At 45.2% G+C, this 19,637-nt stretch carries 17 protein-coding genes; 10 read left to right on the top strand and 7 right to left on the bottom strand.

The window, feature by feature from the left end:
* Positions 1-295: 295 nt before the first annotated feature.
* A complete protein-coding gene (locus tag QF049_RS00425) occupies positions 296-1,657 on the top strand; it encodes an amino acid permease (RefSeq protein ID WP_091013752.1) in 1,362 nt (453 codons plus the stop codon).
* Positions 1,658-1,713: 56 nt separating this feature from the next.
* Here the strand turns inward: QF049_RS00425 and QF049_RS00430 are convergent, their stop codons facing one another.
* Positions 1,714-2,883 carry a serine hydrolase domain-containing protein gene (locus QF049_RS00430; protein ID WP_373428189.1) on the bottom strand — a complete coding sequence of 390 codons (1,170 nt, stop codon included), beginning with the start codon at positions 2,881-2,883 and terminating at the stop codon, positions 1,714-1,716.
* A 185-nt stretch (positions 2,884-3,068) separates the two neighbouring features.
* On the opposite strand from QF049_RS00430, the gene QF049_RS00435 reads away from it, so the two are divergent.
* Positions 3,069-3,521 (top strand): Lrp/AsnC family transcriptional regulator, encoded by a 453-nt coding sequence (locus tag QF049_RS00435; protein WP_221824361.1) that lies wholly within the window; start codon positions 3,069-3,071, stop codon positions 3,519-3,521.
* Positions 3,522-3,615: 94 nt separating this feature from the next.
* Here QF049_RS00435 and QF049_RS00440 read toward each other — a convergent pair whose 3' ends face one another.
* The 4 genes from QF049_RS00440 to QF049_RS00455 all read right to left on the bottom strand — a co-directional run bounded on the left by QF049_RS00440 (position 3,616) and on the right by QF049_RS00455 (position 7,470).
* Positions 3,616-4,821 carry an MFS transporter gene (locus tag QF049_RS00440; protein ID WP_307534085.1) on the bottom strand — a complete coding sequence of 402 codons (1,206 nt, stop codon included), beginning with the start codon at positions 4,819-4,821 and terminating at the stop codon, positions 3,616-3,618.
* Between the two features lie 125 nt (positions 4,822-4,946).
* The gene (locus QF049_RS00445) at positions 4,947-5,810 is read right to left on the bottom strand and encodes an alpha/beta fold hydrolase (protein WP_307534087.1); all 864 of its coding nucleotides are present in this window, start codon (positions 5,808-5,810) and stop codon (positions 4,947-4,949) included.
* Positions 5,811-5,866: 56 nt separating this feature from the next.
* Positions 5,867-6,289, bottom strand: coding sequence for a MarR family winged helix-turn-helix transcriptional regulator (locus tag QF049_RS00450; RefSeq protein ID WP_307534089.1), 423 nt, complete (start codon positions 6,287-6,289; stop codon positions 5,867-5,869).
* A 116-nt stretch (positions 6,290-6,405) separates the two neighbouring features.
* Positions 6,406-7,470 carry an ABC transporter substrate-binding protein gene (locus QF049_RS00455; protein ID WP_307534092.1) on the bottom strand — a complete coding sequence of 355 codons (1,065 nt, stop codon included), beginning with the start codon at positions 7,468-7,470 and terminating at the stop codon, positions 6,406-6,408.
* 166 nt (positions 7,471-7,636) lie between these two features.
* Here QF049_RS00455 and QF049_RS00460 point away from each other — a divergent pair, with 166 nt between their 5' ends.
* Complete coding sequence (locus tag QF049_RS00460) at positions 7,637-8,713, top strand: FecCD family ABC transporter permease (protein WP_307543030.1); 1,077 nt, start codon at positions 7,637-7,639, stop codon at positions 8,711-8,713.
* A gap of 2 nt (positions 8,714-8,715) precedes the next feature.
* Entirely contained in the window at positions 8,716-9,483 is a 768-nt protein-coding gene (locus QF049_RS00465; protein WP_047843839.1) for an ABC transporter ATP-binding protein, read from the top strand.
* Between the two features lie 143 nt (positions 9,484-9,626).
* Here the strand turns inward: QF049_RS00465 and QF049_RS00470 are convergent, their stop codons facing one another.
* On the bottom strand, positions 9,627-10,259 hold the full coding sequence (locus QF049_RS00470; protein ID WP_307534094.1) for a DUF421 domain-containing protein: 633 nt from the start codon (positions 10,257-10,259) through the stop codon (positions 9,627-9,629).
* A gap of 154 nt (positions 10,260-10,413) precedes the next feature.
* Between QF049_RS00470 and rnhA the strand changes: the two genes are divergently transcribed.
* The 3 genes from rnhA (at position 10,414) to QF049_RS00485 (ending at position 13,437) form a co-directional block, all read left to right on the top strand.
* Positions 10,414-11,067, top strand: a complete 654-nt coding sequence (rnhA, locus tag QF049_RS00475; RefSeq protein WP_127545028.1) for a ribonuclease H — start codon at positions 10,414-10,416, stop codon at positions 11,065-11,067.
* 210 nt (positions 11,068-11,277) lie between these two features.
* Positions 11,278-12,147: an alpha/beta fold hydrolase gene (locus QF049_RS00480; protein WP_307534096.1), complete on the top strand. Its 870-nt coding sequence runs from the start codon at positions 11,278-11,280 to the stop codon at positions 12,145-12,147.
* 300 nt (positions 12,148-12,447) lie between these two features.
* Entirely contained in the window at positions 12,448-13,437 is a 990-nt protein-coding gene (locus QF049_RS00485; RefSeq protein WP_307534099.1) for a serine/threonine protein kinase, read from the top strand.
* A gap of 173 nt (positions 13,438-13,610) precedes the next feature.
* Here QF049_RS00485 and QF049_RS00490 read toward each other — a convergent pair whose 3' ends face one another.
* Positions 13,611-15,593, bottom strand: coding sequence for a vWA domain-containing protein (locus QF049_RS00490; protein ID WP_307534101.1), 1,983 nt, complete (start codon positions 15,591-15,593; stop codon positions 13,611-13,613).
* Positions 15,594-16,241: 648 nt separating this feature from the next.
* On the opposite strand from QF049_RS00490, the gene QF049_RS00495 reads away from it, so the two are divergent.
* The 3 genes from QF049_RS00495 to QF049_RS00505 all read left to right on the top strand — a co-directional run bounded on the left by QF049_RS00495 (position 16,242) and on the right by QF049_RS00505 (position 19,608).
* Entirely contained in the window at positions 16,242-18,410 is a 2,169-nt protein-coding gene (locus QF049_RS00495; protein WP_091013787.1) for a transcriptional regulator, read from the top strand.
* A gap of 184 nt (positions 18,411-18,594) precedes the next feature.
* On the top strand, positions 18,595-19,020 hold the full coding sequence (locus QF049_RS00500; RefSeq protein WP_056695746.1) for a hypothetical protein: 426 nt from the start codon (positions 18,595-18,597) through the stop codon (positions 19,018-19,020).
* 126 nt (positions 19,021-19,146) lie between these two features.
* Complete coding sequence (locus tag QF049_RS00505; protein WP_091013790.1) at positions 19,147-19,608, top strand: J domain-containing protein; 462 nt, start codon at positions 19,147-19,149, stop codon at positions 19,606-19,608.
* The last annotated feature ends 29 nt before the right edge of the window (positions 19,609-19,637 follow it).

Here is a 19,637-nt window from a genome sequence, read left to right on the forward strand (position 1 = left end):
GCTTGGCTTATATTTTAGTATACTTCTATAGATATGTATAATCAGCATGACATGGCATGGGAATAACAAAGGAATGTACATAGGCTGATGATAATATGGATCGGATGCAACTCAAGATTATAAAAGCCAGGGATATACGCGCGTATCAATAGGTCACCTCTTACAAAGGTGGCCTATTTGCTGTGCAAAAAAAATATATAAATGAGGGATATGTATTCTGAGCAGATTATTATATGATGAGTAATAATATTTTGCATCGTAGAGAGCATTTGCAGAAAGAGAGTGGTGGTTGATCATGCAGCAAGAAACGTTAACAAGGGGATTAAAGAACCGACATGTGCAGTTGATGGCGATCGGAGGTGCGATCGGTACAGGTCTGTTCCTCGGAGCAGGCAAAACGATCCAGCTGACAGGACCATCCATCTTGCTGGCCTACATTATTACGGGTGTTGTGTTGTTCCTGATCATGCGTGCATTGGGGGAGCTGCTGTTAAGCAACTTGCAGTATCATTCCTTTGTCGATTTTGTGCGTGATTACCTGGGAAATATGGCGGCATTTATTACAGGCTGGACCTACTGGTTCTGTTGGATTTCCATTGCCATGGCTGATATTACGGCAGTTGGTTTATATACGCAGTTTTGGTTTCCGAATGTACCTCAGTGGATGCCAGGGTTAATTGCGTTAGTCATTTTGCTAATCATGAACTTGGCAACGGTCAAGTTGTTTGGGGAGATGGAATTCTGGTTTGCCCTGATTAAAGTCGTGGCTATTCTTGCACTCATTGTTGTTGGTTTATATATGATATTCAAAGGTTTTACAACGGATCAGGGTCCAGCGAGCTTCACCAATCTGTGGAGTCATGGGGGATGGTTCCCGAATGGACTGCATGGGTTCATCATATCGTTCCAGATGGTAGTGTTCGCCTTTGTAGGCATGGAACTGGTGGGACTCACAGCAGGGGAAACGGAGAACCCGGAGAAGGTTATTCCGAGAGCAATTAACCAGATCCCGATCCGGGTACTGCTCTTCTATGTTGGCGCACTGCTGATTATTATGAGTATCTACCCGTGGAACGCCATTGTGCCGACTGAAAGTCCGTTTGTACAAGTGTTTGCCGCTGTGGGTATTGCGGCTGCTGCAGGCATTGTAAACTTCGTGGTACTGACGTCCGCAGCGTCAGCGTGTAATAGTGCCATTTTCAGTACAAGCCGTATGGTGTTCTCCATGGCAAAGGATCACAACGCACCTGAATCATTTGCAAGACTGAACAAGAGGAAAGTCCCTTCCAATGCGCTGTTTTTCTCCACGATTGTTATTCTGATCGCGATTGTGCTGAACTATATCATGCCAGAGGGCGTGTTTACGCTGATCACGAGCGTGTCAACCGTGTGTTTTATCTTTGTCTGGGGCATCATGGTGATCTGTCATCTCCGATATCGTCGTACTCAGCCGGAACTGGCGAGTCGCAGCCGCTTCAAACTGCCACTTTATCCGTTCTCGAACTACTTGATCCTAGCGTTTTTGGCATTTGTACTGGTGGTACTGGCATTGGCCGAGGATACGCGTGTGGCACTGTTTGTCACGCCGGTGTGGTTTATTCTTGTTGCGGGGATTTACCTTTTTAAAAAGAAAAATTTGAGTAGTAACAGACAGTAGGTGTTACCATTGTCGCCAAATAAAGCCGCCCAATGATATTGGGCGGTTATTCGTATTTAAATTCTTGCAGCCCCTTTGCTTTCACGAATGCCTGCGTAGATGGCATCACAGATATCGGTTGTATACTGGCCCGACATCCCTTCAAGTGCCGTGTTGGTGAATGCGGCAACACTAAGTTCTTCTTTTGGATCAACAAACCAGGAATGGCCGTAAGTTCCACCCATTCGCCACGTACCCGCTGATTCCGGTGTACCAGCTGCCGCAGGATCTTTAAGTACGGTAAAACCAAGGCCAAACCCTCTGCCTGGCCAGTATGGCATCACGAGATCACCGATTTGATTGGTAGACATCTCAGCCGCAACGGCTTCTGTAAGGAGAGACTGTCCTCCTTGTCGCAATGCTTCAAGTAAAGTCAGAAAATCTCCGGTGCTTCCAACCATCCCCGCTCCGCCTGATGGATAAGCGGAAGGTTGATTTGCACGATTGGGGGCAAGCCGGAAACCGGCAGTCCCTTCAATAAAAGGAACCTGCTCCAATTGATTATGGAGAAGACGCGGTTCTTCAGATCCATCAGCGTATGCAGCGGTCAATCGATCCGAATCGACTGCAACAAAGTCAGTGTCCGTCATGTGAAGTGGACGAGTAACCAGCAGTTGAACAGCTTCTCTTAATGACATTCCGGTTACCTTTTCAATAACGGCTCCGAGTACATCTGTCGCGATGGAATACCTCCACATGTCTCCTGGCTCATATATAAGAGGAACAGAAGCAAGCCTTTGGAGATTCTCCTCCAGACTTAATTCAGATAAATCCATTCCATCCGAGATACCTGCACGTTCATAGGTTCCTTGCTCTTCTTGGAAAAACCGATAGGTCAAGCCAGCGGTGTGTGTCATCAATTGCTGAATTGTTATTTGGGTGTCCTGACCATTGGCAAGCTTGGGCCGGAATGCAGGTAGCCAGCGAGTCACCGGATCATGCAGATTCAGCTTTCCTTGTGAGACCAAAGCCAGAGCTGCTGTGGACACAATGGGTTTAGTTACGGAAGCCAGTCGAAACAGAGCGTTTTCTGTCATGGTACGTTTTTGCTCCCTGTCTGCGAAACCAGCTGCCCGGCTGTATATCAGTTCCCCTCCTAATGCAACCTGTACAACCGTTCCTACGATTCTTTTTTCGCTTAGAGCGCGGTCAATGGCTTCATCCACATAATTATGCAATGTCGTCATGTCTTCTTTTCCCATGTTTATCTTCCTCTCACCAACTGATGTATTTGATTTCTCGTGTTAACTGTGTTTATTATATAAATGATTGATCTTGTATTACATAGTTTGTTAAAGGCATTATAATGAATTGGCGAATATACTTAAGGTAATTTCTGAATATATCTTATGTATTTAAAGGAGTGGATCACATGGACGAAATAGATCAGCATATTCTGTATCACTTGGAGAATCAGGCGAGATTATCCATGACCGAACTAGGCAAATTAGTAGGATTATCTCAACCGGCTGTTACTGAACGAGTCAAACGAATGGAAGAAAAGGGGATTATCGAGGAATATCGTACGGTGATCTCCCCATCCAAATTGGGCAAGCAGAGCACGGCATATGTCCTTTTTCGCACAAGAGATTGTTATCCTTTCCTGGATTTCTGTCGTGCGTCACCTGAAGTCGTGGAATGTTACCGGATAAGCGGAGAGTATAATTACTTGCTGAAAATCCTCACAGACACCATTCAGGGACTCGAGGAGTTTGAGAACAAGTGTGATCCGTACGGTACTTACATGACTTTAATCACCATGTCTTCTCCAATTGCACATAAGAATCTCGTGGAAGGACCAAATCTGTTGGCACAGGCAGAATAAGATTCTGGTCTTTAAAATGAAAAACAGAAGAGGAGTCCACATCAAGTGAACTCCTCTTTCCTCCTGCGTGTAACCAATGCAAAATGCCTTCCTGTTAATTTGCTCTGGTAAATCCATATTTATAAGCACGCATAGCTACAAGCAACGCAGGAATGAGCAAGATAAACAGCGCCCCAGAAAGGTATCCTGCTCCAAATACTTCAAGAAGGATGCCCCCGATGATGCCTCCTCCGCCAATCGCCAGATTCCATGCTGTAACCAGCATCGATTGGGCGACATCTGTGCTTTTACCTCCAGCTTGAGCGATGGCAGTTTGTAACAGTGTCGCGGCCCCGCCAAACGTAAGTCCCCAGATCATGATGCCAAGGATAATCATCACAGGTTGATCAGTACCGATTCCCATCACGACAGACGCGAGAGCGAATGCTGCCAGACTGATGATCACTAATCTTCTCAAAAATCGGTCAATGAGCATTCCGGTTAACCAGATTCCCATAATGGAAGTGATACCGAAAATGAGCAAAATCAAGTCTACTCTGTTTGCAAATACGGTCTGGGCAAGGTATGGGGAAATATAGGTGTAAAGGATATTATGGGCCAGCATCCAGGCCAGAACAACAAACAGAATGGGTCTGACTCCCGGAATTACAAATACTTTATGCAGGGGAAGACGTTCCCCGGCTGGCTCTCCTGCAAAATCCGGCATTTTCCAGAGAACCCATACGATTAAGGCTGCGGTCAGAAGCGATACAATCCCAAAGATGAGGCGCCAGCCGATATAAGAACTGAGAAAACTACCGATGGGGACACCCAGGGCTAACGCCACCGGAGTACCGACCATAGCCACCGCCATGGCCTTGCCTTTTAACGAATCCGGGACCATCCGACGAGCATAACCTGCTGTCATTCCCCATAACACACCCGCAGAGACCCCGGCCATGAAACGAGCAGCAAGTGTCAGGATATAATCTGAGGATATTGCGGTAACGGTGTTAAAGACAAGAAAGCCGCTAATGCATGCCAGCAGAAGAGGTCGGCGTCTCCATCCACGTGTAGCAGCAGTCAAGGGAATGGCAGCAATAAGTGATCCAATGGCATAAAGAGTCACCAACTGTCCGGTGAGGGCTTCTGTGACCCCCAAGTCTTTTGCAATTTGCGGCAGCAGTCCCGCAGGCAGACTTTCAGTGAGGATGCAAATGAATCCAGCCATGGCTAAAGCAAGTAGCCCCGCCCACGGAAGGCGTTCTGAAGATATGGAAGGCAGCTCCCTTTGCTTGGGGAGGGATGTGTTAATGGACATGAATAAAAACCTCTTTTCTTATCATTTAATCCTATCCAGAACTATGCATATAAGCTTATCTAAAAAAAACAAACTTTTGCATACAGGATTAAAGGTAAGAAGGAGGTCTTAACATGGTATTTATTTTATTTTGTGAGTTTTTCCGTTAATTCAAAAGGGTGCTGTCTGTTCATCCATTCAAGAATGAGTTTGACAGGTTCCAAGTACCGTTGGCCTACCAGTAAACCCGTATGGGTTGTATCCCAAAGTCCGGCATATGCAGCGCCCAGCTGCTTGGCAGTTAATTGGCCTCTCTGATCTTCGTCTTCACAGGAAACAGCCTTGATCACCAAGCTGGGGCAATGGATTAGGTCGCCATTAATGGATATTCCATCGGCTCCACACAGGGCTGAAAAGGTAGCAAATGCCTTCGCAGATTCCGTTTGCAGATATTTTCGCTGAAAAGCAATGTCTTCTGCCGTCTCATCTATACTGGTCAGTTCATCACGGACAGGTGCAGGCATGATGATGTCCGATACGGTGGCTCGATCTTTTTCAGGATAAGGCACGGCGTCGTGGACCTCTTTGCTTATACTGGCATCAATGACAACAAGGCCTGCGAGAGTAGCGGTTTCGGCAATCTTTTGACTGAGAATCCCACCCATGCTAAAGCCAATAAGAATGGGAGGTTCGTTGATCCCGGCTAACACTTCCCGAATATCCTCCAAATAATCGTCAAACGTAATCTTTGTCATGTCCATGACCCGACTCATGTAATGACTTCTCAAGTTCATGACATAGCAGGTCCAACCCTGCTGGACAAAGTGGGGGATGTATTTGCTCCACATCCAGCTGCCTGTATAGGCACCGTGAAGAAACAGCAGTGGGGGCTTCTTGGTCACTGTTTCGGCATCATAAATCGGGGGTCCTTTGAATATTTCCAAGTGTAAATCATGTTCTCCGATCTTCTTTACTTCATGTTCCGGTAACAATTGAGTGTAGTCCGTCATACTAAAAACCTCCTCTAAAATATTAGTTTGATATCAAACTATTTCTCCAAAAAAAATTAGAAGTTGCTATGAATTTTCATTAAAATTCGCAGCAGTTCTTTTTTCTCCGCTTCCGTAACGTCCGCATAAAACAAGTCCAGTATGCGCTGCGATATTTCTTCGAACACAGGCTTTAATTCTTCTCCTTTTGTAGTCAACGCCACATGAACAACTCGTGAATCTGTTGCATCACGCTCCTTAACGACGTATCCTGTCCGCACCAATTTGTCCACAAGTGCAGTCACCGTGGATTTATCCTTGCCAATTTTTTTGGCGATTTCAGCCATGGTCATCCTGTGATTGTTATACAGGGCATAGATAATATCTCCATGGGACGTGGCGAGATCCTGAATTCCTTGCTCAGCCATCTCGGCCAGGATGAAGCGGTTGACCTTCTCTTTAATTTTGGATATGAGTGAAATAGCGTCTCTTGTTTTCATATGTGTAATATAGTTTGTTATCAAACTAATGTCAAGCTTTCATCCGGGATTTATTGCATGCGCAGTATAGTAAAAGAGCAGTGAGAATATCTTCTCCTGCTCCTTTGCTCCAGCGATTATTTGATTGGATTAGCTTTCATTTCCTGTCCCATTTTCTCAATACCGTCCAGTATCTGATATCCATAACCCCAGAACTGGCTGAAATCTGTCACATAGATTTGTTTGTTCTTGATCGCATTCATGCTTTGCAGGGCAGGGTTGGCATACAGGTTCTCAATTAGCTTATCGATATCCGGTGAACCGGCATACGCGGACAAGAGCAGGTAGTCGGGATTCGCTGTGATCAGTTGCTCAACACTTACCTCACCTTGCACACCATCAAACGTATTTTTCAGCTTCAACAGGCCAAGTGCATCAAGCTGATACGAATCGTTCTGCATGCTGCTTACCGTAATGGTGTCTTCCGTAGCAGGTACGATGTAGGCAAAAGTATGCTCAGGCTGATCGGCTACACTTGCCTTAATGGCTTCAACACGAGTCTTCAGACTTTCCGTGAATGTTGCGGCATTATCTTGAACGTCAAAGATCTGCCCAAGTTGTGCAATATCACTATACAGGCTATCAAGTGAGCCTTTGTGATTCGTCGTTTGCAGGAACGTGCGGATATTCATGTCATTTAATCCATCGACGGTACCCACGCCCCAGTCTGCATCAGCGAACAGGTCGCCCCGTCCGAGTACCAGATCCGGGCTTGCGCCTACAACCAGCTCTTTACCTACATAATCCTTGGATAGTACCGGAATTTTGGCGAAATCATCAGCCACATCTGGTGTAACCGAACCATATAGAGCAGCAACACCGACCATTTTATCGGTCAGACCCAATTTGATGAGCATCTCAGCCGCAGATTGGGTATTCGCAACAACACGTTCAGGTGCTTTATCGAATACTTGCACTTTGGGTTTCCACTCGCCGCCCTCACCCGAAATTGTGAAATTCTCAATGGTGAGCGGGTACGTCGTTTTATTTGTATTCTCAGCAGAAGCTGAAGTTTCTGTCGTGTTAGTTGTTGAAGTTGTTTCTTCGGCAGGGGAAGAAGTTGAAGCATTCGAACAGGCTGCAAGCAGCAGTAACAGGAGACTTAGAGCAGCGAAGCCAATGGTTCTGGATGTGAATTTCATTCAATGATGAACCCCTTTTCTATGTGTTTTAAATTGACAAAGATAATCATTCTCAATTATAATCCGAGAAAATGCTTTGTAAATAGCTAAATTTAATATGTTCTACATTTTACATGAATTGATGGGGGAAGAGATGGCACAGACGGTTCAGGTTCAGACACAGCGTATGGGAAAAAGAGAGTCTCTGATTCATAGTAAATCCGGGTTTGCTTTACTGATTGCAGCTTTAATCATGATTACGCTTATTTCTGTAGGGATCGCGGTTTCCATTGGACAGGTTCGTATTCCGCTGGCGGAGTCATATCGTATTCTTTTGTACAAATTAACGGGATTTCAGTGGGGGGCAACACCCATTGAGGCAGGTTCCTTTACTGATATCATCTGGCAGATTCGTTTCCCGCGTGTGCTGATGGCAATGTTTATCGGTGCAGGCTTGGCCTTGTGCGGTGCTGTTATGCAGGCTGCTGTGCAGAATCCGCTCGCTGATCCTTACATACTGGGTATATCCTCAGGCGCTTCTCTTGGAGCAACCTTTGCCATTCTCATTGGATTCGGTGCGATTGGGTGGCTTGGTCAGACGGGGGTGGCTTTCTGGGCCTTTGCCGGTGCGATGGGTGCGTCCTTACTGGTCCTGACTTTGGCAGGGATTCGGGGGAAAATGACGTCGGTCAAGCTGGTGCTTGCCGGAATGGTGATTAACGCGTTATGCAGCGCTTTTTCGAACTTTATTATTTATTTTGCCAACAATGCTGAAGGCATCAAAACGGTGACATTCTGGACCATGGGCAGCCTGGCGGCTTCCGGATGGAACAAGCTTCCACTCGTAGGGATCGTCGTGGTGGTGGCGATTCTATTTTTCCTTTTACAGTCCAGAGTTCTCAATACGATGTTATTGGGGGATGAAGCGGCCGTTACACTGGGCATTAATCTGAGTGTGTACCGCAGGGTGTACATGCTGTTAACCGCTTTGGTGACAGGTGTTATGGTGGCGAGCTGTGGCATGATTGGTTTTGTCGGACTCATTATTCCGCATATCGTCAGAGGTCTGGTGGGTTCCGACCATCGTAAGGTGATGCCTGTATCCGTGCTGTTTGGAGCCATTTTCCTCATCTGGACGGATGTTATTGCACGATCCCTCATATCCAGCGTGGAGTTGCCAATCGGTATTATTACGGCCATGATTGGTGCACCAATGTTTATGTATATGCTGGTCAAAAAAGGCTACGGTTTTGGAGGAAATTAAACATGAAGCTGAACGTAGAAAATGTATCCATCTCTGTGCTGAACACGGACATCATCAAGGATATTTCATTACAGGTGAACGGTAAACAGTTCGTTGGACTGATCGGACCCAATGGTTGTGGCAAGTCAACGCTGCTCAAGAGCATTTATAAAGTGATCAAACCGCAGCAAGGCAAGGTTTTTCTGGACAATACCGATATTCTCAAATCCAGTCCAAAGCTTGTATCCAGACACATGGGCGTTGTTGGCCAGTTTAATGAATTGAGTTTTGATTTTACGGTTCGCGAGATGGTCATGATGGGCCGTACCCCACATAAAAAAATGCTGGAGACGGATAATGAACGGGATCACGAAATCGTCGAGCAGGCTTTGGAAAAAGTACATCTGACTGGACATGCAGACCGCAATTACGTGTCTCTGTCTGGTGGAGAGAAACAGCGTGTGGTCTTGGCGCGTGTCTTGGCACAGCAACCCCAATTCCTGATTCTGGACGAGCCAACGAACCATTTGGACATCAAATACCAACTTCAGATTCTAAATATTGTCCGTGGACTCGGCATTGGCATATTGGCAGCGCTGCATGATCTCGAACTCGCCGCAGAATATTGCGATTATCTCTATGTGGTGAAAAAGGGCCAGATTGTGGTCCATGGCAAACCGGCGGATATTCTGACTCGCGAGATGATTGGTGAGGTATTTGATGTCGATTGTGAAATCTATACAAATCCGGTTACGGGCGGCCTGGGTATTGCTTACCTGAGTACACGTTGATTGGGACTATATCTTCGTTTGGATGACCTGGAGCAATCTTTCGAAATAATCAATTGAAGTGAACATAGACCGTACCTGTTGGAGCGATGTTGTTGGTGCTCGCAGGGCCGGTCTTTTGTTTTTTTAGGTGGGGTAGGGATCAACTATTGAAGCTTAGGGTCAACGGGATGAGCATGAGCACCTTTGCTAACTTCTTGGAAAATATCTGTGGAGTTATTGCTATGCGTTGAAGACTTGCTACTGTTGTGTTGTTGTTGGGGCTCTGCCGTTGCTCGGATACTTCCTGTAATCGCATAACTTCGCAGGATCTCCTCCAGATCTCCAATCGTCACGGGACGAGCATGTCGTTTCAGGACATAACCGAGTTGACCATTGGACTCCACGGTTGCCGTCTCCAGATCATCTACACTTGTAATTCCGTTTTGCCGCATATGCATCTCGAGCTGATCTATCGTATAACGCATGCGTTTCAGATTAGGGATAATGACCTTTCCGTTTTCTACCACGATTTTTGAACTGCCACTCACTAACCGTTCAAAAATATTAAATTTCAATTGCAGTTGTTCCACCACAAGCAATGTCGCGATAAATACCGCCGCCGATCCAATTGCTTTACCAAGCTCATGATTCGCAATAGGCTGCACTATCGTTGTTCCGATGGAGATCATGATGACCGTTGTGGCAACACTCATCTGCGAGATCGACTTGCGTCCTGCAATTCGCAGCAGAATCATGCCGATAAGTACAAGTAAAACAGATTTCCATATCCAGTCCATACGTATATTCCTTTCTATTCCAGTATGCGCTTTGCTTCTTAGGCTGTTCTGGAGTTGGAGGAATTATGCAGATGGCTAAATCGATAGCTTTCATTCCCCCCACCGGATCGTTTACAATAGGGTATTGATGAAGTGAACAAAGGAGCGGGTCACAGTGGCAAAACAGAAATACTATGTAGTCTGGGAAGGCAAGAAGCCGGGTGTGTATAACACATGGGCAGATTGCAAAGCGCAGACGGATCATTATACTGGAGCAAAATATAAATCCTATGAGTCCAAAGCAGCCGCAGAAGAAGCGTATCGTGCTGGATGGAAAGGAAACTGGGGTTCAAGTGCAGGCGGAGCGTCGAAGACAAAGTCGGCTGGTAGCGGAAGAAGCGCAGGCATGGAAACGTCGGAGGAAGTGGATTATGACAGCATCTCTGTTGATGTGGGCACACGTGGTAACCCCGGACCTGTAGAATACAAAGGGGTAGATACCCGCACTGGTGAGATTATTTTCTCCGTCGGACCGATCTCCAAAGGCACGAACAATCTGGGCGAATTTTTGGCCATTGTACATGCCCTCGCACATCTGAAAAAAGAAGGCAGTACCAAAACGGTGTATACGGACTCGGTCAATGCCATGAAATGGCTAAAGCAGAAAAAAGTAGCCACGACCTTGCCAAGAGACAACTCCACGGAAGAGATCTGGTTGATGATTGACCGTGCGGAGCAGTGGCTCCAGACGAATACGTACAGCAATAAAGTGCTAAAATGGCAGACCAAGCAGTGGGGCGAAATCAAGGCGGATTACGGCCGAAAATAAGTATATTTTTTTTAGATGAGCCCTTTATTTCTGGTCTATTAGAATCGTTATTTACAATTTCCAGTTTCCGCTCTATAATCATCTGAATATGATTAGTTAAACATATGGAGGAGCCTGTCATCTGCAGGCCCTCTTTATCTTTTTGGTCCATTGATTAGCAAGTCCATTCAATAGAATGGGGTATTTGAGTATATATTGCAGGAGGCAGACATGAGTTCCATTTATAGAAGTGAAGAAGGCAAGAGCAGCATACTTGAAGAGTATGAGATTTATTTGAACGAGTTGGGTGAGAAATTTACTCGGGAGTATGTAGAGACGCGTTTTGGCAAGACGCATGTTTTACTGACAGGTCCTCTAGATGGCAAGCCGTTATTTATTCTCCAGGGCGGTAATTGTGTGAATCCGATGACATTATCATGGTTCTCTTCTTTATTTAAAGAATACCGGATTATTGCTCCTGATACGATTGGTCATCCTGGTTATAGTGAGGAAGCGAGTATCTCCACACGGTTTGATAGTTTGGCATTATGGGTATCCGATCTGTTAGATCACTATGATATTGAAAAGAGTGCATTTATCGGTCCATCGTTTGGAGGAGGCATTATCCTCAGACTGGCTACCTATATTCCGGAGCGCATCTCGTGTGCCGTATTGGTTGCTCCTGCGGGTCTTGCGGTCAATTCCAAAATTAAAACAGCTCAGGATATCACGCTGCCGCTCGTCAAGTATCGGATGACGTCTTCACCATCTTCTTTGCAAAAAATTACGGACAACATGTCGTGCAACTGCATGAAAGAAATGGATAAAAACATTATCGGTAAACTTTTTAAATACGTCAGCATAGATCAGGATCTGCCCAAGCTCACGGAGCAAGAAGAACTGGTGAATTATACGTCACCAACCTTGTTATTGGTAGGGGAGAAGGATGTCTTTTTCCCTGCGGATAAGTGTATTGAGCGAGCTCAAAAGATTATTACGAATGTAAAAGCCATCAAGTATGATACAGGACATTTCCCTTCACAGGACGTATTGGTTCAGATGAACGAGGAAATAGGACGTTTTTTACAGAATAATTATTAATAAACGCTGCAAATGAAGGATTAAAAATGTTTTTCTCCAGTTTAATAAAGTAATTACATCCATCTGTCGATACTCTATATAAGAGAATGCTTTTCTTCTATAGAAGCAGTGTGGATAGGGATTAGCAGTAGATCGTAGAAGGCTTGAACTCATTAATATTTAAATATTTCGCGTTAAGGTGTTTCAAATTGCATCATTTGGTTTATATGTATAGTTGGCGATGAATTGCTGACTGGTTGAACCAAATGATGCATTTACGCGGAAAGTCTTCCGATCGACAAGGTTGAAAAGAGGTCTGTTATGAGAAAAGACAATTGCAAAATGGCATTGCAGCGCAATGTAATTATAAATGATACATATCAGGTAAGACAGGTATTAGCCAGCAGTGAGTTGGCTATTGTATATGCAGGGCGAGATCGTAACACGGGTGCCAAGGTAGCCATTAAGGAATTCTTCCCACAGAGACTGGCTGAACGTCAGGTAGACAAACGGAGAGTGTTCTGTTCTTCGCGAGGATATGGTGGACAATATCAGGAGTTACTGGCTGCATTTCTGCTCGAAGGTGAATTGTTATCGAAACTGGATCATCCTCATATTGTTTCGTATTTGGATCATTTTGAAGCGAATGATACGGGGTATCTGGTTATGGAATACTGCACGGGAATCACATTGACCGAGTATTTGAATGAACATAATCATGCTCTTGATGCTGCCTTCATAACGGAGACGCTGCTTCCACTGGTTGATACATTGGATTACATACATAAGCAAGGCATTCTTCACAGGGATGTGAAACCTTCCAACATTATGGTTATGGAAGATGGTACACCCAAACTTCTGGACTTTGGCTCAGCTACCCGTTGGCCTATGCAATCCGGAGAGAAACAGGTGATATTTACATCGACAGGTTATTCTCCGCTGGAGTTCTATTCAGAGAAATCCAGTCAGGGACCGATGTCGGACATCTATAGTTTGGCAGCTCTGCTCCATTATTGGACATGCGGGCAACCCCCTATGGACGTGAAGCAGCGGTTGTTCCAGGATGAATTGCCATCTGTTCGCTCACATAATGAGTATGTGAATCCTTGGCTAGCTCGTGTTATTCATTGGGGGTTGACGGTTCGTTCTGAGAAACGCTGTGCTTCCTTAGCTTGGGTCAGAAGCTCGCTGCGAGTTCAAGCCTGGGTATGGAAAGTGCGCAAACCAGGTACAGTGGAATGGTCTTTAGCCGAGAATGAACATACCCAGGTCTATGAAGTGGAGCCGAAAAAGCAACATGAGATGGCATAAGCAGGCGTGACCTATGTTCATAAAGTGGATGCACTTAAATGAGCATAGCAGTTGAATATATGAACAACATAAACAAGCCAGTTTCTTACCCTTGAAGGGGACGAACTGGCTTGTTTTCTTTTATATTTTGAGAGAAAGCATGCATCAGTGTGCACGTAGTTAACACACAATGTTTACTGTGAATCTCTCTTTTGTCCTACATAGATATTGGTACTTGGTTTGATGGCTTTGTAACGAATTTCGATCTCCGTAACACCATCCTCAAACGTAATATACAACTTTTCATTGTACTCCATAGCTTCCGTGTGTCTGCGCTTCACTGATGTTCGGCCTCGGACAACCGTACAATTCGTATCGTGCCGTACCAATAACGTTTCTTTTTTACCGGCTTCCAGCCAGATTCGTCCCGACTCCGGTACTTTGACCCCGATGTCCATGCGATCAAACAGTTCACTGAGACTTACTTTTCGGCGGTCCAATGAAGTCAGAGGCCAATTGGTCACCGGTATATCCTCGCCGTTCGCTGTAGCTAGAAAGTATCCTTCCAGTCTTCCGCGGAATACGGGTTTTGGCTTCAATACGAACCAATACAGTGCGAAAATTCCACCAGCAAGAAGCAGGCCCAATCCTGTATATAAGAGTACCTTTTCACGTAAAGAATGAATTTGCAACGAAATATCTGTTGTTATACTGGCTCCCTCAGAATCCGTTGCTGTCACCTTAATGGTCGAACTTCCAGTTTGAAGAGAGGACCATCGCAACAGGTTACCTTCAATGATGGCCTCCCCGAGCTTGCGTTCATTTCCACCTTCAGCAAGGACATACGTTAATGGATCATTATTGGCATCCTTAAAGTAGTTGTTCAGGTCGACATCTGTATTGCTGTCATCTTTGGATAACACCATGGATTCACCGGTGGCTACGGGTGCTTGATTCGTAATGTCGACTTCAACCGGAGTAATTTCCCGATAAAAGTCCGGACCATCGATCCGTAGACCCCATGTGAACAGGTCCGACTTGGGGAAAGTGTATTTTCCCGTAAACCCGCTGCCTGTATTGGTCAAAGGGATACGTTCTGTTTTTCCGCTAGATGGCGTTATAATGAGTTCTGCTTCCAACCCCTTGTACACATCCAAGTCCTGAATGGGTTTAGGGTCCACAGCCTGATCGTAGAGTGATGCCTCAAATGTGATGCTCTTCCCCTTGACTGGCTGCTCCGTTGCCATATTTGCGACCGCTGAGACGTTGTAATTCCCTAATAGGTTAATCTTCACCAGATCACCGCTACGGCCTTTGAATTTCAGTTTGAACTGTCCTTTGACCGGACGAATGATCTTCATTAAAGCATATTTATCAGACCGAATGAAGCTGACATTGCTCGACTGATAATAGAGCTGAGCTTCCGAGACAGCATGATCAGAGAGCATGATAATGTTGGCATCCGCCATGCTGGAGTTAGGAATATCCACGGTTACTTCCTGCATTGCTCCGGTTGCAGTCACAGCCGCTACAGATACAAGAACAGATTGAATCTGATCTGCAAAAATACGATTGAAGATTTCAGGCAGATCGTCCGCACTTCCGGTGATAAAGGAAGAACCACCCGTTTCTTTAGCGATGCGCTCCAATTCTGCCGGGTTAACCGTACCGTCGCGGTTTAGTCCCACAGTATAGATGGGATAACCAGCTTGTTGTGCCATCTCAATAACCTTGTCCACATCTTTGGATGAGTCGGCAGGTGTTCTGCTCGTCGATCCTCGTAAATCCGTTTCTCCGTCAGAGAGCAAAATCATAAATGGTTTACGTTTGTCCGTCTTGGATTGTTCAAGCAGACTAGCGCCTCGGCGTAAGCCAAGTCCGAGATCTGTATATCCTGAACGTCTTAAGCCATCCACACGGCTACGAAGATTATTGCGAGCTCCAGAGGATGAAATATCCATCAGTGGTACGGATGAAGTGATCTTGTCATTATAAGCTACGAATCCCAATCGGGTCTTAGGTCCACTACTCATGTCCATAAACATATGTATAACTTCTTCGGCAATGCGATCTTTATCGGTCTCATTCATAGAGTAGCTAACATCCAGGACAAACATGGCATCGAGTCCTTCATAAGTCTGGGTCTTGACGGATGATTCAGCGTATAGGCTCCCCATGTCCCATGCTGGAATTAAAAAGCTGATTACCAAGAGAGAAAAAAATGTTTTTTTGAATTTTGTTAATATCATACGATGCTTTGAATCTCCTTTCTGTTTTGGGCACTGCAATTATTTTTAGAGGTCAAACTGATTTTTGTTAAAAAACTTTTGTTTCCACTCGATAAAACCCCGTTATGCGTAGTTTTGATAAGCTAAGAATATTGCAACACCGCATACGTTAAGGCGATTTCCTCTTGATTAGGGGGAAAACTCCACTAGTTTTAAATCATTGAACATCATCCAGATTATAGGATATTCTTTATCATCGGCATGATTCGATGGGAAGTGAAGCGTAAATCGGAAATTAGTTCTATAGGTATATCGAAGTCACAAAAATGAGCTTTTAGACCTATATAGGGTAATATTGACAAAACATATCACTGATGATTAAGATGAATTCCATAAATCTCCAAAGCAAACGGCATAATCTGGTACATAAGTTCCAGTCATATGTTGACAGCTCGTTCTATTGGACTTGTGATCGCCTGAGAAGATGATTCTCTTAGATCATGACCAAAGACTGATAGAGCGTGCGGAGTGTCAAAAATTGATGGAGGGGGGGAAGCATTCGCCCGAATGAACCATCATTAGGGGGATGTTGCCTGAATGGATATTATTAATCAAACGAACCGAACGATGCTTTTCGAAGAGATCAATCCTGAGAAAATGGATTTGATTACGATTGTCGGTGACGTAAAAGGGATCGACAGTCTGAATGATGACAAGATCAAGGAGATCAATGAACACCTGCTTGTACGAAGCTTCGATGAGTTTTTGGACAAGTTTTCTCCCAGTGTGTATTCCTTTTTCAATGCGGTAAACCAGAAAGTCATGTATACGCTCAAAAAGCCGGAAGGGATTCCGGATGAAGCAATCTCTGAGATCAAAATTGATCATAGCAATGACTTCCTGAGAATGCTCTTTACCCTGATCGATACCAAACGTAGTCAGGGGATTACGAATGTAGATTTCAAGTTTGAAAATTTGCTGGATATGATCTCACCGAAAAAGGTTATGGATGACATTCGGCAGGTACGGAAAGAAATTCATTACATGTACGGCCAGCATGAGAAGCTGGATGACGGGGACCCGAAGAAGTTGGATATCGGGGATAAACTTAATGTCATGTTTGAAGATGCCAGCCGGAACTATAACAATGTTATGGCAATGCTGCCACTGGCCATCGAAGATATCAAAACCCGCTTGTTGCTGGGCCGTGCTCAAGAAGAAACTTCTTCCGAAGCGATTCAGGTAGGACAACTCACGATTGGTGAGAGCGGAGAATTGAAAATTATCGAAGCTCCAAAGAGTGATAACAACGAGTTGATGCTCCTGGATGAGTCGACAAGCACAGATTTGACTCAGGTGTTTGCCGAAGATTATGATTCACTCTCCGAGGCACCTTCACCGTATGTACAGGATCTGGTCGTTCGTACATTCTGCCCACTGCCTGCGGTTCAGACGGATGTTGATACGGCAGTTGAAGTACAGAATTACAATACATACCTGGAATTTTACAAGAACGCCAAGGATGACTTTGTGAAAACCGTAAAACCGCTGGTAGAGAAAATTTTGGGTGTCAAAATGTTCTTTGATCAATATGCGACCAAGAACAAAGGCATGCTGCCTTCCATGCTGATTGCCAATGCCAAGCTGGATATGCTTGTCAAGAGCAGTAATATTCCGCGGCTGGAGACCTATCTCAACACAGTCAATGCGAAGAATGATTTTACCGACACTATTTGGTTCGGAATTGTTCCTTCCGTTGAACTGGAGAATACGGGACAAGTTCAAGTCAGTCGAGCCCGTTTCCGTGGTAACGAGAAAGTGGTTAAACAAGACGGGAACAGTATGGAATCCCTGTCCATGCTTCTGCAAGTCGTTAAAGACTACAAAGTACAAGTGTTCTTCAGCTTCGAATCTGGAGAAGAGACTACATTCAGCAGCATGGCTACTGCGGGCATCGATAAATATATTGATAAATGCGCGGTATTAACTCGCAAAGACTACAGCGAATTCGCCATTCCAAGTGCTCCGAATTTCACCATCATTCCGAAAGAGAAATCGGGTGTCGTTATCGACAGTCGTATGCTCCAGACGGAGAATGGTGTGGAGCTTTCCAAGGAGAAGGAAGACATTCTGAAGCTGTGGATTGAAGGTGTGTATGTCGGTGCGTCTTATGTATCTGCCGGAATTGTGGCTGCATATCAGTGCCCCGAGTATCTACGAGGCGCATTCAAAACCGTGAACCGGGATTATCCAGGTGTGCGTTTTGATATTGAGGCAGGCGATAACAGTCTGCGTGTAGTGACTACGATGACCAAAGAAATTTCCGGATTCACGAACACCATCAAGGATTCGATTAACCGCAAAAACTTTGGATTTATTTTCTCATCGGAGAATGCCCAAATCCAGGATAGCGACATCAAGCGGATCACGGTATACAAAGCGAGAAGCATGGCGATGTCCGAAGATGGTTTTGATTCCTTGTATAAGACACTCGTAAGTACTTACATTGAGCGCTTGCTCCGTTTCCAAACAGGTGATTTCAAGCATGAAAATATCGTCAAATTCTTCAGCAACAATCCGAGCAGTCAGAAGAGCCGGTGGCTGGGAACCCGAGGGTCGATCAATTCGATCATTCAGGAAGGTGACGATATGAGCTTTATCATCGATGAGAAGAGCAATATGTGCCACATTGACCTGGTATTTAACGGCAACGTGAAGAACCTGGAGGTCATGATTACCAAAGGCACCAGCGCGATGAAGGTGTAAGAAACTGGAGTAGGTACAAGTTTTAGAAATTGAATATAATTCTCCAAACAACGAATTATAGACATTCATTTTGGTGTTAGAGGCGGCCTTTATTGGCTGACCTTATACATATATTTCGGTACCTCTCCCCAGATGGAGAGCATGCCGGGCACATTGTTTTCTAATCTTAAGGAGGTTTTTATTAATGGGTTTTGTATTGAAAGTAGAAGGCGCAGAAACAATCGAATTGGGAATGGATAATATCCGCACAGTAGTGTATGACACAGATACACCGGATGATTCCAATGCTAGATCCACAGATGTAGGTGCAACACTTCGCATCAGTGGCAAAATTATTACAGCAACAGATGGTGACAATGCAGATGACACGATGAAACTTGCTCTGTGGTCCCTTGTTCCGGCTGAAAAAGCAGATTGCTACCGTAAAGTAACCCTGGAAGTGGTTGCAGCGGATCAAGTGGTACGCAAAATTTACATGCCTAATGCGTTCGTTGTGGATTACACAGAGCGTTTCGGAGATACCGAAGGCGTGGGTGAATTCAGCCTGTTCATCAAACAGAAAAAAGACAAAACTGAATTCACTAAAATCGAAGGCGGCTTCCCGGTATAAAAGGGGGCAACTCATGTTCCGGGTCAGTTATGACTGGCCCAGAATAACGCTGTCATGTTAAGGGGCCCTGGTGCCCCTTAATCTTTATTTACGCCCGAATACGGCAGGGAGGCAGGAACGAATATCATGAAAGATTATTATGCCGTGCTTGGTGTGGAACGTGAAGCTTCTCCGGAGCAGATCAAGAAGGCTTATCGTCAATTGGCGAAGAAATTTCACCCGGATGTTAATGGGGGAGATCCGCAGGCAGAGGCGCGTTTCAAGCAAGTCCATGAGGCCTACAGTACACTCGGAAATCCCGAGTTAAGGGCAGCATACAATCAACAACCTCGATCTACAGGGAACCCGGGAGGGCCAAATGGAGCAACATCCAGTACTGCACGAGAAAAGAGTGGACAAGCCCAAAATGGACCTATGAATACCGAGAAGGTATGGTCTGATCCATCACGAATGCAGGAACAGTTTGAACAATTTTTTGGCTATCGCCCCAAAGGCAAGGAAAGCTCAAACAGTGGCAAAGCCGATCCCAATAAAGGAATGGATATGTCCGCCATGTTTGACCGATATTTCGGAGTTCGAAAAAAGTAAGCCGGTGGCCTGTAATGGATCATGCCGGT

The sequence above is a fragment of the Paenibacillus sp. W4I10 genome (assembly GCF_030816325.1).
Taxonomy (GTDB): domain Bacteria; phylum Bacillota; class Bacilli; order Paenibacillales; family Paenibacillaceae; genus Paenibacillus; species Paenibacillus amylolyticus_B.

Excerpts from the sequence above, each read along its gene's own strand:
- QF049_RS00440 (WP_307534085.1), bottom strand. The coding sequence starts at position 4,821 with ATGTCCATTAACACATCCCTCCCCAAGCAAAGGGAGCTGCCTTCCATA.
- QF049_RS00500 (WP_056695746.1), top strand. The coding sequence starts at position 18,595 with ATGGGTTTTGTATTGAAAGTAGAAGGCGCAGAAACAATCGAATTGGGA.
- QF049_RS00505 (WP_091013790.1), top strand. The coding sequence starts at position 19,147 with ATGAAAGATTATTATGCCGTGCTTGGTGTGGAACGTGAAGCTTCTCCG.
- QF049_RS00485 (WP_307534099.1), top strand. The coding sequence starts at position 12,448 with ATGAGAAAAGACAATTGCAAAATGGCATTGCAGCGCAATGTAATTATA.
- QF049_RS00490 (WP_307534101.1), bottom strand. The coding sequence starts at position 15,593 with ATGGGGAGCCTATACGCTGAATCATCCGTCAAGACCCAGACTTATGAA.
- QF049_RS00460 (WP_307543030.1), top strand. The coding sequence starts at position 7,637 with ATGGGAAAAAGAGAGTCTCTGATTCATAGTAAATCCGGGTTTGCTTTA.
- QF049_RS00455 (WP_307534092.1), bottom strand. The coding sequence starts at position 7,470 with ATGAAATTCACATCCAGAACCATTGGCTTCGCTGCTCTAAGTCTCCTG.
- QF049_RS00450 (WP_307534089.1), bottom strand. The coding sequence starts at position 6,289 with ATGAAAACAAGAGACGCTATTTCACTCATATCCAAAATTAAAGAGAAG.
- QF049_RS00430 (WP_373428189.1), bottom strand. The coding sequence starts at position 2,883 with ATGACGACATTGCATAATTATGTGGATGAAGCCATTGACCGCGCTCTA.
- QF049_RS00495 (WP_091013787.1), top strand. The coding sequence starts at position 16,242 with ATGGATATTATTAATCAAACGAACCGAACGATGCTTTTCGAAGAGATC.
- QF049_RS00480 (WP_307534096.1), top strand. The coding sequence starts at position 11,278 with ATGAGTTCCATTTATAGAAGTGAAGAAGGCAAGAGCAGCATACTTGAA.
- QF049_RS00445 (WP_307534087.1), bottom strand. The coding sequence starts at position 5,810 with ATGACGGACTACACTCAATTGTTACCGGAACATGAAGTAAAGAAGATC.
- QF049_RS00435 (WP_221824361.1), top strand. The coding sequence starts at position 3,069 with ATGGACGAAATAGATCAGCATATTCTGTATCACTTGGAGAATCAGGCG.
- QF049_RS00470 (WP_307534094.1), bottom strand. The coding sequence starts at position 10,259 with ATGGACTGGATATGGAAATCTGTTTTACTTGTACTTATCGGCATGATT.
- QF049_RS00425 (WP_091013752.1), top strand. The coding sequence starts at position 296 with ATGCAGCAAGAAACGTTAACAAGGGGATTAAAGAACCGACATGTGCAG.
- QF049_RS00465 (WP_047843839.1), top strand. The coding sequence starts at position 8,716 with ATGAAGCTGAACGTAGAAAATGTATCCATCTCTGTGCTGAACACGGAC.